Genomic DNA, 15592 nt, shown 5'->3' on the forward strand with positions numbered 1-15592 from the left:
AGACCCAATCTCGAATCCGCTGTATTATATGCAATTAATTAGGTAATTCTTACTAACCATGCACCAACCAGTATCACAAAGGGCCAAAGTCCAGGGGTCATTCCGGCTTACGCCGGAATGACCCGGGAGGGCGGATCCAGTCTCCACGGACGAAAAAGGCGATCCAAAGCGCCGTGTCAGAGACTTCCCTCACGGCCCAATTTCCACCTGGGCGCCTCCCGCAGGGTGGCGCCGGCCCTAAACGTTTTGAAAGGAGGGTACGGGGGGAAAACTTTGTCAAAAGTTTTCCCCCCGTGAATACTTACAACTTTTCAACCCTGTTTCCATCGCGCATCGCTCGGTAGAGCAACATCAATCCCGCTTTCGCGGCCCAACGCTATTCCGCTGCAGGGAGGGGTTTCTTCCCTTTTCTGGATCGGTACCAACGCATGAGTTTCTTGACCGTTATGGGGAACAGCCCAAGGATGGCAAACGAAATCAGCAGGCTCGGCGACAGAATGCCGCTTGCGGATTGGATTTCCCCCAACTGCTTCCCGGCGTTCACGAACACGGCGGTCCCGGGCAACATTCCCAGTTGGGACACCCAATAGAACGTCCTCAACGGCATTCCGGTCAGACCCATGACCAGGTTGATGACGAAAAAAGGGAACACGGGGATCAGCCGCACGGTAAAAAGATAAAAGGCCCCTTCCCTTTCGATACCTTGATTGACGGTTTTGAGTCTTTCTCCGAATCTGTTCTGCACCCACTCCCGCAACAGAAAACGGGAAACGAAGCAGGCCAGCGTAGCCCCTATGCTGCTGGCGAAGGAAACCACCACCAGGGCCGCCCAGAAGCCGAACAGCGCGCCTCCGGCCAAGGTGAGGACCACCGCTCCGGGCAGCGAGAGGGCCGTGGCCACAATGTAGACGCCCGTGTAGATTCCGAGTACGAGAAAGGTATTTTCAGCATACAGTTGGGCGAACTGCTGCTGCTGGGACTTTATGTAGGTCAGTGTGAAATAGCGTTCCAGTTCGAATACTTTGAACACGACAATCAAAGCGATCACGACCAGCACAATCGCAAGCCGCTGCACGTTTTTTCGGCTCATAGCGTCCTCTACGGTCCGACCCCTGGGATTCAAGGATTCAATGAAAGGCGTGAGTACGTGGATTCACCTCGACATACGGATATGTGTCTCATCTTCCTTTCGATATTCCTTGCCGCACTCCCGACATGAAGCCCGACCTTCATCGAATCGGAGCGCCAACCCGCATTCGCAGGCCCATCCTATGATGCGAGCCGGGACTCCGGCCACGAGAGCATAGGGTGGAACGTCCTTTGTCACGACGGCTCCCGCGGCCACAAAAGCCCATTCCCCGAGAGTGATCCCGCACACCACGGTGGCGTTGGCCCCGATGGTCGCTCCATGCTTCACCAAAATCGTCTCATAGTCCTCGCTCGTGTTTCGAGGATAGGCGGACCGCGGCGTTTTGACATTGGTGAACACCATGCTGGGGCCGCAAAACACGTAGTCTTCCAGGATTACCCCTTCGTAAACGGAAACGTTGTTCTGTATCTTCACGTGGTTACCGATGGTTACACCGCTTGCGACAAATACGTTCTGGCCGAGTGAACAATGTGTTCCGATGCGCGCCCCGGACATGACGTGGCAGAAATGCCAGATACGGGTCGCCTCGCCGATGGCGGCCCCGGCATCCACAACGGCGGATTCGTGAACAAAGTAGTCCGTCAATTCCCACTCCGCATGGTTACCGTCTGATCATGGGATGCGCAAGGGTTCGATCCGATTCGATCTCGCTGTGTCGGATACGGTACACGAGGTCGATGGAGGAGCGGGCGTCCTCGATCCCGAATCCGCCGCCATCCAGTATGTCTTGATAAACGATGGTATGTAAGTCGGTAAAGCCCCCGGAAAACTCGATTTCTTCGCCGTCAATGGTGATGGATCGGAAAGCGGGACGTCCGCTCTCGAGGTATCCGTCGGGTAAATCGCCGCCATCGACGGACAGAAACCATCGAACACGGGCCCACTCCAAATCGAGAGCACCGGCCATCTTAGTGGGTGTGTTCAGGTGCAACACGCTCTTCTCGAACGAACCGAACAGCCAGAGCAACAGATCGAAGAAATGAATCCCGATATTCATGGCGAGTCCGCCGGATTTTTCTTCCGAACCTTTCCAGGAAATGAGATACCATGGTCCGCGTCGAGTGATGTAGGTGAGGCATACGTCGGCTCGCTCGCGCCTGCCGGTGCTTTCAAGTTTCCGCTTAAGCTCCATGAGGGAAGGGTGCAAGCGCAGCTGCAGAATCGTATAGACCCTGCACTCGGACTCCGCTTCGATTTCAGCCAGGGCTTCGAGGTTCCATGGATTGATCACCAACGGCTTTTCGCATATGGCATGCGCATTCACGCGAAGCGCCAGTCGCACATGGGCGTCGTGCAGATAGTTCGGCGAACAGATGCCGATATAATGGACCCTTGCATCGTCCGATTGGCGGCGAAGCTTCTCGAGATGGCGATCGAACCGCTCGATTTCGGTGAAGAATCGACATTCTGAAAAATACTGATCCAACACTCCCACCGAATCGTTGGGATCCACCGCTGCAAGGAGTCTGCATTTCGTATCGTGGATGGCCTTCAAATGCCGAGGCGCGACGAATCCGCCCGAGCCTATGAGCGCGAAATTCTTCATCTTCGACTCCTCTGTTTAGCTTTCGGATGAAACGTTTCCGCCCGCAGTCCTTATCAAGGCTATGCAGAATCCCAGCAGACCCCCAAAAATAGCAGCCATAAGCGCCTTGACGAGGATCCCGCGTGAAACGGGCAAATCGGGCGGTACCGCCGGTGAACCGAGGCTTATATCCTCGATGCCCTGTTCCGCTTTCGCCAGTAAGGCCTGGTTGTATCTTGACGCCAATTCTTCAAAGAGCTTCCTCAAGTTGGAGATGTCCCGGGTCATCTGCCCGTTTCTCGCTTCCCATTCCACTTGGATCGCATTCAGTTCTTGCTCTTTGTTGCGGAGCAGTTCCTCGAGGTCGTTCTGGAGTCCCTCCTCCAATTTGACCAAACCGGAGTTCCTGTCCCTTTCGAGCTTTTCCAGCGACGCTTCATCGCTGCTCAAGGCAACTTCCAGTGTCTTGATTTCCGCAACCATTCGGTTGAGTTCATCCGCCATCTGGGTGGAACGCGGGCTAAGGGCGTTGACTTCCATGGCCACCCTGGAAGTTCTTGAACTGAGTTCCACATAAACCGGATTGATCTCCTGGGTTGCCAAACCTTCCTTCCTTAATTTCTCCCAGTCCGCTTGGCGAGTGTTGTTCTCTGTCATCCTTCGCCATAGAGCATCATCTGTAATCGCCTTATACAACGTGATGTGGACGGGCGTCTCTACAAGCTCCTTTCGAGCCGCCTCCAACTCCAGAACTTTCTGTTTGAGCGTTGTACTGACTTTAGACTGCTCGTCCTGCATCTCGCCAAAAGCGGCTTGCATGGCGTTCAAACGCGCCCGCCGGGTTGAAAGATTTCTCTGGCTGCGGAACTCGTCCGAGATCCGTCTGGTCTCCGCGTGATAGTTGTTGGTTTTTTCCGCCCGCTCGGCCTTAAAATCGGTTATTCTCTGATTCCATTTCGCTGTAGCCTCATTGTATCTTCTTTGATAGTCCTTTTCGGCAGCCACTCGATCGTTTTCGCTGTCGATCAGGGTGTCACGAATCTGGGGATATTGTTCATCGATAAACTTGACTGTGGCGGCCGTTGTTCCCTCATTGATTTGGCTTACCCGTTGGAGAAAGACCTCTACCCACGTATTAACGATACTTGCGGCCCGTTCCGCAGTCTCTCCATAGGCTATGGCCTGGACCATCGGAGCCAGAGATGTTTCCTCGGCTCTGCGTGAAACAAAAATGAGCGTCTTTAGATTTCCACCGACGCGCAGGCGGCTGTTCTTGTCCAGGCCGCCCTTCTCGATCAACCGATCTTTGGTTTCAGAGACGACCGCGTCCGACTCGAGCAATTTCTGGTATCCCTGCACCGTCAGGGTAGGAGGCCTGAGACCGGACGTAAACCTCGAACTCATGACCACGAGGGTCGCCGAGGCTTCCCATTTGTACGGTAACAAATACCAAAGAGCCACGCCCGCAACCAATCCGGCACCCAAGGCCAAACCGGCAATGAGCTTCCATGACCTCCGAAAAAACCGCACCACGTCCAGAAAGGTGAGTTCGTCCTCTAGTCCAACCGGCGGCGATGCAGCGGGGTTGGAAATGTCCTTTGCCTCCATTTAGGTCCCTTCGATCCAATGACGGAGTATTCGTACTCCAGTTTCAAAAAAACAAAAAATAGACCGCCCCCCCATCCATAGTATGGAACGATCGGCTCAGGTGGGGAACCAATCGGCAGGTTTGTATCGTATATCAAACGGAATGGGGCTATTCAAGGGATTAACATCAAGGAATGAAACATGATTCTGAAAATGCTATTTGGATTTCGGACATCGGAGCTTTGTTCGGACGTGCGGCGTCGGACAACCGGAGCGGAAACGGTGGTTCCGTGGACGACTTCAAGTTTTTCCAACCCGTGAAGCGAGGCATGTCCTCGCACGGCGATCCCCGAAGGAGATCGAAATGCACTCCTCAAAATGGAAGTTCCTCGCGCCGGCTCTCATTGCCGCGGGAAGCGTCGCCGTCTTATACGGAATGCTTAAGGAAAACGACGTCGTGTTCCTGGCAGGCTTGCCCTGCCTGGTTCTAGGCTACCTGATGATCAGAAAGAAGCTTAAGGAAAAGTATCGCTGAAGGCCTTGTGGCTCCGGTCTCGTCCCAGGCCGGCGATCCACTCGGGCGCCGGCCCTTGACGGCGGGCGAACTTCCCCCCGAAGCCGATCCGATGGACCGGCCTAACGTCGAGAATCGACCGAAAACTGCTCTAGGATTGGGGCGAGGCGTGGCAAGTTCAAATTCCAGTAGTCGTTTCCGTGGTCAAATAAGAGAAAAACGAGACCCGCCTCATATCTTCTTGTCAAGAAGTATACCCGATAATCTCTTCATTCTTTGACCCAGTTTCACGATGTCCTCGGGAGGAACCTCACGTCAGCAAGGTCTGGGGCAAGGAGTTCGCCTGGCCCAGCATCGCCACGTCAACCTGCTGCAGAATCTGGTACGTGGTCATCTCGGAGATCGCCTTGGCCATGTTCAGGTCGCGGATGGTCGATTCGGCCGCGGTCTGGTTCTCCTCCTGAACCGCGAGGTTCGAGAGCGTATGGTCCAGACGGTTGATGTACGCGCCGATTCTGGCCCGTTCAGAGGAAACCGTCTGAATCGCGTTGTCGATTCGGTCCATGGCCTGGAACGATGTCTGCTGATTCACCACGAGCGCATTGTTCACCCCGAGGGCCACCGTGTCCATCTGGGCGATGTACGCGTTCATGGTCTGCCCCGGATTGGCTCCGATCTGGAAATCGATGGCCGAACTCACCAGATGGAGGTATTCCACCTCGGTTCCGGGAGAGCTGTAGAACTCGATCTGCTTGCTCGAGGAATTCCACGAGGAGGAGATATCCACATTCGAGTCCACCATCACATCCACACCGCTGATCACACCGTGCAGTATGTTGTCGCTCACCGTATCCGAACCCACCAGTTCTCCCGTATGGGCGTCGTAAACGGTCACGGTCAAGGGGTCCGTCTCGTCCGCCGGATCCTGGATCGTGGCGAGGCTCAAGGCTTTCAGCACGTCTTCTTCAGCGCTGAAGTACAGGTAGCCGCCCGTACCCTGCTTGGGCGAACGGATCACGATCGTTCCTTTGACCGCCTCATCGGAGTTTTCCGTGGGGTTCATCACGTAGTCGGTCACATGGTTGACGTCGGCGCTGTCCAGGACCTGACCCAAGCCGAGCCCGGTCCAACCCTGATCGGTCGCATCCAGGCTGATGATCTGCTCCATCTTGTCCGCCAGTTCCTGAATCGTGTCGCCTCCATCCACATAGAACGACGCGTTTTCCCCGTCTCCGGTGTAGATATTGATCCACTTCCCGTTCTCGCCCAACGCGAAGTTGCCGTTGGCGTCGTAGAACCGGTCCACCTTGGAAAGGAGCGTATCCGGGCCCGCCACATCGCCGGCGCCCAGCACGCGCACGTTGGTGCTCCTGTCTTCAAACGTAGCGCCGAAATCCATTTCCATGGTTCCGAATTCGACGCGCCCTTCGTCATCCATCCGGGCGAACGTCACCGTGGCCGAGGTGTTTTCGGGGGTCGTACCCAGATCCTCCCACAGCCCGTGGTTGAACGTCGGATAATCCGCGCCGGCGAGCCCTTCCCTGGCATTCCAGTCGCCGTCGCTGTTCAACACGTTGGTCCAGTCGTTAGCGGAACCGGATAGACGTACGGCGCCGTGTTCATCCGTGATGGCGTTCTGCATACCCAGGAGGAACTTGTCGCCCACCTCGAACGATCCGGTAAAGGTCAGGGTGAACTGGTTGGTGGCGTCACCGGCCACCTTCTGAATGGCGTCGTTGGCGCTGTCGTAATCGAAGTAGTTCGTCCATGTGGATCCCTCATCCCAGGAAACTTTGAAATCCACCGCGTCGTCTCCACCGGCGCCCACCACTTCGATGATCACGTAAGCGTTCGCTGTCAGAGCCTCGCCGGTTATGTTAGTGATTTCACCGGTGGACTCGGAGGTCCTGAACGCTCCCAGCACCATGCCGCTGTCGGTCTCGAGATCCAGAGTTCTGGTGGCGCTGCCCGCGGCGGTCACCAGGTCGTAATCGCCGGCCGTGAGCCCTTCGGCGTCGTACACCTTGGCTATGGTGGCGTTGTCCGTGGCCAACTGCCGGTCATCGCCTAACGTTCCGGCGGTTCCGCCCTGCACGGTAAGAGTATCGAAACCGGTGAACGCGACGCCGCCGTTCAAAATGGCCGAATCGGTGGCAATGTTAGCGCCCGTCCAATCGGCGATTTCTCCCGCCCAAGTTGTGGTTTGACCACCTCCGGTGACCGTCATGGACAGTCGATACAGGTCGGTCTCCGCCGTCACGTCCTTGGCCCGGATGATGATGTCTCCGCCGCTGACCAGTTCCGCTTCCACATACTGGCTGATGTCGGTGTCCGCATTGATGCTGCGCGCCAGCGCTTCCGCATCGGTGAATCCCGCAGTCTCACCCGAACCGGTGTTGACGGATACGGAAAAAGTGGTCGCGCCGCCGTCGAAGCTGAAGATCAGGTTGAGGTTTCCGGTGGTGGTGGCCTCCGTAACATTGCCGTCCGCTCCCCCCAGGTTAAAACGGAACTGGCTCGGGCTTCCGTCCTCGATCTGAGAAATAGCGCCGTCTTTCACCCTGAAAATGTCCGTCTTCAGGACGTGATTGGCCAGAGGCTCGGCGCTTTTCTCCAGCTTGTAGTTCCCTTCCGCCACCTGGCCGCGGATGATGGCCGTGATGTCGGAATTGTCCGCGCTCCACAACGCACTGGCCGAACCGTCCAACAGTTTCTTGGTGTTGAACTCGGTCGAGGTCGCGATCCGATCGATTTCCTCCTTGAGCTGATCCATTTCACGCTGCAGTTCCTGGCGGTCGCTGGACGTCAGCACGCCGTTGGCCGCTTGCACGGCCAGCTCGCGCATTCTCTGAAGAATGTTGTGGGTCTCGCTCAAGGAACCTTCAGCCGTTTGCAGCATGGACTGAGCGTCCATGGCATTGGACGTAGCTCGCGCCAAGCCTCGAATCTGGGTGCGAAATCGTTCCGAAATGGCCAGTCCGGAGGGATCGTCCGATGCGGAGTTGATTCGAAGACCGGTGGAAAGGTTGGAAAGCGCATTCTGAAGTTTATTGGTATTTACGGATAAGGATTGCTGCGCTTGAAACGCAACAATGTTATTGACAACTGACAATGCCATGTTTCAATCCTCCTTGATTGATGTAACGCTTTGGGGGAATCCGTTCCCCTAAATCTGTAGATTGCCGTTCGCTGACGTCCGCTATCTCGGCGGAGTCAGCCTGTCTGAATCCTGTCCCTCCTTTCCCTGTTTGGTCAGCATTTGAGTCAGGTTCCCGGCACGGAACCTACAAATCCTGGTCATGGGTCGATTGAAACATCGGTAGAACGAAAAGAAAACTTAAGGCAAAAATAGAATAGACCTATTTTTTTTTCGAAAGGCGTCCTCGGAGGAAGATCGGGGGGCGCCTGACAAGCAGGTGAAGGACGTTTTATGGCGGCTCGGGAACTTGTGTCAGTGCATTGTTTCCATGTTGAGTGGTTCGGGTTTCAACGATTTCCGAGTTCCGGCGCTTCACGGGTGTGCCGGTACCACGTGAAGCGAACCATGTACCTCAAAGCGTTACGAAGGAGTTTAAAACTGGCATCTACTGTTTGCTTTTAATATCGTCAATTGGCTGAATTACTTTAGAATTAGATTAAAAAAATAACCAAATTTGTTGATTTGTAAATTTAACATAAACTTCAAATGGTTACATAACGATCTACCTCAAAAGAATCTTTCGAGACCCTTGTTGTATGCATTTCATGACCGGGTTTTTCTAATGTAACCATCTTTCTACAGCCATATATGCCTATTTTATGGCTGTATTACATCCCTTTTATTCATCAAATCGTAGCACCATGTTCGTTCTCAAAAAAAGCAGCGCTCGGACGACGGGAAAAAGATTGGGGGATGTGCTCAAGCGTTCCCACTCGAACGTTGGTCCGACGGATTCGGGGATTTCAGACTTGTGCCGTGATCACTCGAAAGGAGAGGCAACCTAAGCGCCCCGCTGTCAGATGATACATCCGCGTTGTCCCGGAAGTTCAAATTGCGTGAGACCTTTCGGTCATTCTGCCGAGGGCGGTACGGCAAGGCTCTGGTAATGTGAACGGATTCCAAGGGAAACGTTCCAAAGTTTCCCGTACTCGAAAGAAATGATGTTCCTTCCGGCAGCTGTCGTTGAAGAATATCTCCCTTTGCGGTCGCCGTTGAAGCCTCTCACGGTTGAGATTCCCGCTTGCCGGCTTGTTTCACCCGCAGGCAAACCTCGAGATTCTGCATAGCTTCAGTGTGGCGGGGATCCAGCACGAGACAGCGCTCAAAGTGATCCCGCGCCCGTTCGAAGTCCCGCTGTCCCATATACAGGACGCCTAAGTTGTTGAGAGGGTCGGCGGACCCTCCTCCTTCTTTAAGCTCGCGCACGAAAAAACGTTCAGCCAGATCGAATCGATGGGCCAGGTAGTAGTTTTCGCCGATTCGGTTAAATATGTGGGGTTCGTCCGGATGGATCTCCGATAACCGAACCAGGGTCTCCGCCGCCTCTTCATATTGCCCCTTGCCCTCGAGAACCTGCGTCAGGGCCAGAAGCGGTTCGGAAACGTTCGGAAGGAGTTCCACAGCGCGCCGGGCCTCTTTTTCGGCCCGATCCATCTCCCCTCCCGCAGCAAGAGCCAGGCCCCACAGCGCTCTCGAGATGCCCGATAGCTCCCACCCAACTCGCTGAAGACGGTCGAAGTAAAGCGACGCTTCCCGGGCCTGACCGAGCTTAATCGTCCATTCTCCGACTTTTTCTACAAAACCATGCTCCGTCGGTTTGGCCAACCGTAACCACCGGAGTTCCCATCGGGCCCCGTCCAAATCATCCTTTTCAACCTTGCTGGAGACGTTCTCCAGGCCGCGCTGAGGCATATCTTCCACCGCTCGGCAGATGTTCTCCACCTTGTCCATGGCTTCCGGTTCGCGGTTCATTTCAAGCAGAATGTTGGCGATGTTCCCCACGACTTGGGTGTCGTTGAGAGTGACGCTGTAAAAAGGACGAATTTCTCCCAGCCGGAATTTCAGGTACAGGTCATACGCCTTCTCAAGATGGGAAAGAGCCGCATCGTAGTTTCCGGCCTGGAAACGGCAGTAGGCCAGATCCACCTGGAGTTCAGGGTGTTCAGGACAGACCTCCAGTCCTTCCTCCAGTACGGGTAATGCCTTTTGCCAATCCCCTTTGACGATATGAAGAAACCCCAAATGGGGGTACACATCCGCGTAGAACTGGTTGCGGAGGTCTACTCCCCTCTGTTTTGACAGTTGCAGAACTTGATATCCTTCCCGCAGAGCGTCGTCCAAACGCCCGACGGATCGGTAGGAACTGATCAGGTAATAGTGGGCGTCCAGGTCGTCGGGATTCCGCTGAATCCGTTTCTCCAACAGGGACGCCGTCCGATCGAACTTTTGCTGTTTCTTTTCCGGAGATATGTCATACCCGTAATGGTGAATCCGGACTTTAGACGCGCCCCCGGCGCCGTAATACCAGAGCTCGTTGTGTACGATGCCGCGGTAGTGGAATCCCATGGTGTTGCGGATCAGCCGAATCGAGTTCTGCTCCGCCACCCGTTTCTTACAGTCCAGGTAGTTCAGGACCCTTAAAGTCACCACCTGCCTGGAGAGATCTCCCGCTTCCTTGCGCAACTGATCCGCGTCTTCCGGTTCGAGCGACTCATCTCCGTCCATGATCAATATCCACTCTCCTCGGGCGTAACTCAGCGTAATGTTCCGCATGCCGGAGAAATCGTCAAACCAGGGATGGTGATACACTCGAGCGCCGTAACTCTGGGCGATTTCCACGGTTCGATCTTCCGACCCGGTATCCACCACGACGATTTCGTCCACGGCGCCCACAACACTGGCCAAGCATTCCTCGAGATGAGTCTCTTCGTTTTTTACCATCATACATAACGAAATCGTGGGGTAGCGTTTCACGCCCCGCTGGGCGTCGAAATAAGCGCGGGCATACTCCGGCTGTTCCGGCGCCGTTCGCATGGCTTTTCCCAGCCGGTGAAGAGCATCCAGCCTCCGTCCGACCGCCCAGTACAAGCTGCCCAGATTGAACGCGCCCAGAGGGAATTCGGGATGCATCTTTACCAACGTTAAAAGGTCTTTTTCCGCCTCCCTGAGGTTTCCCGCTTCCCGATGCACCAAGGCCCTGGTCAGGAGCGCATTGGAGGATTCAGGGGCGAGGACCACAGCCGCCTTTGCATGTTCGAGGGCCTCATTGAATTTCTTCTTCGATTTCAGAAGCTCCGCCAACTGGAGGCGCGCATCCAGTCGGTTCGGCTCCAGCTTGAGCGCCTTGGAGAAATACTCCAGGGATCGTTCGTTATCGCCCCGCTTCCTTGCAATCACGGCCAGCCCTTCAAATGCGGGAGCCAACAACCCCGCCCGATCGGGGTCGATGACTTCGCCCTTTTCCACAATCTCCAATACCGACACGAGGCAAGGTTCGGCTGCATCGAACTGGCCGGCGCCCAAGTGTTTAGCCCCCACTTCCAGCCGTTGCCGGGCCTTGAACAGCGGAACTCCCTGGAGATGGAACTTCACCGGACCCTCCAGGACCTTATCTTCCGTTTCTTCTTTCCGGCGCAAAGCCGCCAGATTGTTTCGAGCCGGGTCGAAACCAGGATTAAGTCGTAGGGCTGTTTCCAACAAGGACTCGGCCTTGCCGCGTTTCCCGCACTCCAACAGCACCGCCGCCAATAAGTTCAGAAAGTACGGAGCTCTTTTGGAATCCTCGATCAAATCCTTGATCTCATCTTCCAGGTTTTCCACTCGTCCGGAGCGAATGAGGGCCTCAGCGTACATGTACACCGCATCCGGGTGGTGATCCCCCATGTTGATGATATAAGGAAACGATTCCGGATGTTCCACATAGGTCTTCCTGCCCTTCAAATAGATCGGGTAATACTCCAGGAGATTTTCCCAATCTTTTTTTTCATAGTAATAGCCCAGAAGAATGAACGCGGCGTCCATATTGTTCGGATCCACGTTCAGCATTTTGCGGGTCTCTTCAAAGGCGGTTTCCAGATCGTCCAGGTTAAACGCATTCGCCGCAATCAGGTAATGAACGTCCTGATAGATAAGCTGCTTCGGATCTTCTCCCATGACCTGATGCGCCTTGAGGGCGGACTCGAGGGACTTGCGGGAATCCTTCCGGCTCGCATGGATCTTGGCGAGCTGATAGTGCGCAAACGCAACGTTGTCTCCCTGCTCGATCATTTTTTCGAGCAGCCGCTCGCTCCGTTGGCGCTTCAGCTCCATTTTTTCTTCGTCCAGACCATACCCGTAGTGCAGAATGAGAAAAGGAGCCGTACCGATCCGTTCACCCTTGGCGTCGAACTGGTTATGAACGATTCCCCGGTAGCTGAATCCCATATGGTTTCTGAACAGCCGGATCTGATTGAACGTGCTGCACGGAACGTTGGTTCTACGTACGTTTTCCAATTGAAAACGATAAATGTTGCACAGCGGTTTTTCCAGGAATGCTTTGAGGCTGAGATCCGCTCTCTGCCGGCGGAACTCATCGTCCGCGTCCAGAATGAGAATGAAATCCCCCGTTACGTAAGACAAGGTAATGTTGCGCATGCCGGAAAAATCATCGAACCATTCGTGGTAGTAGATCCGATCCGTGTATTGGCGAGCGATCTCGACCGTCCGGTCCGTGGAGCCGGTATCCACGACCACGATTTCATCTACCTCGTCCTTTATGCTCTCCAGAGCACGAGGCAGCATCTCTTCTTCATTCTTCACCATCATGCAAGCCGAAATTTTCATCGTTCTCTCGCAGGCATTTACTGTCGTTCAGTTCTTGTTTGTTGGCTTCCAATCTACGATTGTCCGGTCATCCGGGCGATTCGTCACGAGATCCCGCCCAAGCCTCCGATTCGATAGCGGTCCCTTGCCAAGCGGCGGACCAGTTCTTGGGCGGATCATCCAGACGGAAATGGCTTCCCAGACTGGCGGAACGCTTCAACCCGAAAGTGGCCACCCGCTCTATGGTGCGGGCCCTTTGGGTGAGAAAATAATACGTTTCCGCATCCACCTTTTCTAGTTGGAACTCGGTTTCCAATTCATCCAGCAATTCGGCGATGCGTTCAAGGGTTCGGGCCATTTCACGCGGCTCCCGAACCACGCCGATCGCCGCGGCGCAATCGTCGAGCTCGAAGCTAAACCATTCCAGTCTGGTTTTTCCCCCCTGTCGGGCCTGTATCTTGCCGGACCGGACGGGAGACGATGGCAGCGTTCCTTTGAGGGTTATCGCGCGGCGCGCGGCTTCGACTCCGGCGATGGCTCCGAATACCTGGGTGGCCGCCATCATGTTTCCTCCCAGCCGGTCCGCCCCGTGTATGCCCCCGGCCGCTTCACCGGCCGCGAAAAGGCCGGGCAAAGACGTTTCCGCCCGTTCGTCGATACGAACGCCGCCGTTAAAAGCGTGGGCGAAATGCTCTATTCCGCATCGATATCCTTCCAGGCTCGTTTCCAGGCCGCCTCGATCAAGCCCGCCGCCTTCCAGCAGTTCCAGAGCCAGAGCCACGTCGATCATTCCCGACACGTCTCTGCAGCTAAAGGGGATGTGGGAGGGTCTCAGACGGATTGCTTCATCTAGAAGATCGTCCGTCAACCCACATTTGTCCCACACATTGTCGCGTGTCTTGTTTCGGACGGGAATCAAACGATCCAATCGGTAGAGAGGGAAAAAGGAACCTCGATGCGGCCAAACAGTTCCCAGAACGAACTGGATAAACTCCATATGCACCACTTCGACTCCGGCGTCGTAGGCCAGAGCGTATGCACTTCCCACCAAGGATGGATGGGCCATAGTCATCCTGAAGGCGCTCGCCCCGCCGCCGCAGGCGAGCACCGTGGAACCCGCCCGAATGCGCCACGGTGAGACCGACGCCCTCAACCCTCGAGCTCCGACACACATCCCCTCGGACACTTCGAGTCCCACGGCCTGAAAATCGTCCAATGTCCGGATGGGCCGTCGGCGGATCTGCTCCAGCATGCATTTGCGGTACTGGTCGGAACTCACCAGCACGAACGCCCGTGCGTAGTTTCCAAAGCACGCTCTCACCCGGACAAAGCCGCCATCGGATTCTCTGCGAAACCGAACTCCCCATTTCATCAAGTCACGAAGACGCTCGGGGGCGTACGAGGCCAGAATTTCCACCAGAGCCGGATTCGCTTCGCCCAATCCGGCCTCGAAGCTTTCCCCGTAGTGATCCTCCACCGTGTCGCCGGGCGCCCCGCTATCCCAGGCGGCTTGGATCCCCCAGGAGGACGAGGTCTTTCCGAATGTGGAGCCGTAGCGCAGAAACGGTCCTTTGCACGCCAGGATCACCTCCGCTCCCGCGTCGGCGGCCGCGAGGGTCGCTCTGATGCCGGCGGCTCCGGCGCCGATAACCAGAACATCCGATTCCATGCGTTGGTCGATACTTCTGCGGCGCTCATTCACGGCGGCACTCCGGCTTCAAGCAGCAATAGCGATATCGCGGCAATTTCGATGAAGAACATGGAAGACTGAATCGGTATCCCGGTCAAGCGCGCGCATCAGTACTCCGGAGCCGCCGACGCTTGAGAGATCTTTATCCCTTCTATCAATGTGCGTATCACTCTCTCCTGATCCTCCACACTGATTCCGACATACAACGGCAGTGTAATGGAGAGCCGGTCGGCCATATACGATACCGCGAAATCCTCGTCCCTAAGACCGTATTTCCGCTGGTAATAGCCCAGGGTATGCACGGCGTGGGTTCCCTGACGCACGGAAATACCCTGTCTTTCCATGTACGCCATAATGCGGTTTCGCTCCCGGTTCCAAGCGCCGATCCGGTCCCATGCGGGAATCCCGCCGGCTCTCATGTCTGTAGAGTCGGGCAGGTAAAGACACACGTACGACTGGTAGGCATGACGGTAACCTGGGGGGGCCCATGGAGGCAGGATTTCGGGAATCCCCTCCAGAAGGTTGTCGTATCGGGCGGCTGCCGCCCTTCTTGCTTCCAGTATTTGAGGGAGTTTAGACATCTGGGCCACGCCCAGGGCGCCCTGAAGATCCGTCATCCGATAGTTGAAGCCTAAAACGTCGTAAGCGGGAAGAAGGGATCCACCTTGGCTGAGATGTCTCTCGAGATCCGTCTTGGCCGCCCCGTGATCCCTCAGCCTCCGGATCTTGTCTGCAAGTTCGTCATCGTCCGTGACCACCATGCCCCCCTCGCCGGTAGTTATCGACTTCCGGGGATGAAAGCTGAAACAGCCCAGCAACGCCTCGGCGCCGGCGTGATGTTCGTTTCGATAAGCGCCCAGACCGCAAGCCGCATCCTCGACTACCTTCATCCCATATCGGGACGCAATTTCGTGTATGGTTTCCATATCCGCGCACAGGCCGAAAAGAGACACCGGCAAGATGCATTTGGGGAGAGCGCCGCCCACCTTGGCCTTTTCTGACGCGAACCTGCCGATCTCTTCCGGGTTCATGTTGAAGGTCCGGGGACCCACGTCGACGAATACGGGTTTGGCGCCGGTATACTCCACCGCGTTGGCCGTCGCCAGAAACGTAAAGGACGGAACCAGCACCTCGTCTCCCGGTCCGATTCCCGCCGCCAGCAGAGCCAAATGAAGAGCGGTCGTACAGGATGTAACGGCAATGGCATTGCGAACGCCGGCAAATGTCTTGAACCTGTTCTCGAACTCCGCCACGTTAGGTCCTTGAACCAGCCACCCGCTCCGCAATACATTCAGGACGGCCTTCTCTTCCTGTTCGTCCATCCAAGGCCGGGTAATAGGAATGGG

Annotated in this window: 9 protein-coding genes; 1 reads left to right on the forward strand and 8 read right to left on the reverse strand. The window is 55.7% G+C overall.

Going from position 1 to position 15592, the window contains the following annotated elements; all coding sequences use genetic code 11:
* Positions 1-376: 376 nt before the first annotated feature.
* The 4 genes from HY788_20660 to HY788_20675 all read right to left on the reverse strand — a co-directional run bounded on the left by HY788_20660 (position 377) and on the right by HY788_20675 (position 4283).
* Positions 377-1090, reverse strand: a complete 714-nt coding sequence (locus HY788_20660) for a TVP38/TMEM64 family protein (GenBank protein ID MBI4776554.1) — start codon at positions 1088-1090, stop codon at positions 377-379.
* A gap of 63 nt (positions 1091-1153) precedes the next feature.
* On the reverse strand, positions 1154-1735 hold the full coding sequence (locus HY788_20665) for an N-acetyltransferase (GenBank protein ID MBI4776555.1): 582 nt from the start codon (positions 1733-1735) through the stop codon (positions 1154-1156).
* Positions 1736-1751: 16 nt separating this feature from the next.
* The gene (locus HY788_20670; protein ID MBI4776556.1) at positions 1752-2696 is read right to left on the reverse strand and encodes a Gfo/Idh/MocA family oxidoreductase; all 945 of its coding nucleotides are present in this window, start codon (positions 2694-2696) and stop codon (positions 1752-1754) included.
* A gap of 15 nt (positions 2697-2711) precedes the next feature.
* Positions 2712-4283 (reverse strand): hypothetical protein, encoded by a 1572-nt coding sequence (locus tag HY788_20675; protein ID MBI4776557.1) that lies wholly within the window; start codon positions 4281-4283, stop codon positions 2712-2714.
* A 343-nt stretch (positions 4284-4626) separates the two neighbouring features.
* Between HY788_20675 and HY788_20680 the strand changes: the two genes are divergently transcribed.
* Positions 4627-4797: a hypothetical protein gene (locus tag HY788_20680; protein MBI4776558.1), complete on the forward strand. Its 171-nt coding sequence runs from the start codon at positions 4627-4629 to the stop codon at positions 4795-4797.
* 289 nt (positions 4798-5086) lie between these two features.
* Here the strand turns inward: HY788_20680 and HY788_20685 are convergent, their stop codons facing one another.
* From HY788_20685 to HY788_20700, 4 genes are all read right to left on the reverse strand, one after another.
* Positions 5087-7894, reverse strand: coding sequence for a hypothetical protein (locus HY788_20685; protein ID MBI4776559.1), 2808 nt, complete (start codon positions 7892-7894; stop codon positions 5087-5089).
* A gap of 1083 nt (positions 7895-8977) precedes the next feature.
* Entirely contained in the window at positions 8978-12577 is a 3600-nt protein-coding gene (locus HY788_20690; GenBank protein MBI4776560.1) for a tetratricopeptide repeat protein, read from the reverse strand.
* Between the two features lie 67 nt (positions 12578-12644).
* Positions 12645-14258: an FAD-binding protein gene (locus HY788_20695; GenBank protein MBI4776561.1), complete on the reverse strand. Its 1614-nt coding sequence runs from the start codon at positions 14256-14258 to the stop codon at positions 12645-12647.
* Positions 14259-14353: 95 nt separating this feature from the next.
* Positions 14354-15568 (reverse strand): DegT/DnrJ/EryC1/StrS aminotransferase family protein, encoded by a 1215-nt coding sequence (locus HY788_20700; GenBank protein ID MBI4776562.1) that lies wholly within the window; start codon positions 15566-15568, stop codon positions 14354-14356.
* Positions 15569-15592: the final 24 nt, after the last annotated feature.

The organism is Deltaproteobacteria bacterium (genome assembly GCA_016208165.1).
Classification (GTDB): Bacteria; Desulfobacterota; Desulfarculia; order JACQYL01; family JACQYL01; genus JACQYL01.

What these genes read in the sequence shown, in the direction of transcription:
- HY788_20660 (MBI4776554.1), bottom strand. Translation starts at nt 1,090, where the DNA reads ATGAGCCGAAAAAACGTGCAGCGGCTTGCGATTGTGCTGGTCGTGATC.
- HY788_20685 (MBI4776559.1), bottom strand. Translation starts at nt 7,894, where the DNA reads ATGGCATTGTCAGTTGTCAATAACATTGTTGCGTTTCAAGCGCAGCAA.
- HY788_20680 (MBI4776558.1), top strand. Translation starts at nt 4,627, where the DNA reads ATGCACTCCTCAAAATGGAAGTTCCTCGCGCCGGCTCTCATTGCCGCG.
- HY788_20675 (MBI4776557.1), bottom strand. Translation starts at nt 4,283, where the DNA reads ATGGAGGCAAAGGACATTTCCAACCCCGCTGCATCGCCGCCGGTTGGA.
- HY788_20670 (MBI4776556.1), bottom strand. Translation starts at nt 2,696, where the DNA reads ATGAAGAATTTCGCGCTCATAGGCTCGGGCGGATTCGTCGCGCCTCGG.
- HY788_20690 (MBI4776560.1), bottom strand. Translation starts at nt 12,577, where the DNA reads ATGAAAATTTCGGCTTGCATGATGGTGAAGAATGAAGAAGAGATGCTG.
- HY788_20700 (MBI4776562.1), bottom strand. Translation starts at nt 15,568, where the DNA reads ATGGACGAACAGGAAGAGAAGGCCGTCCTGAATGTATTGCGGAGCGGG.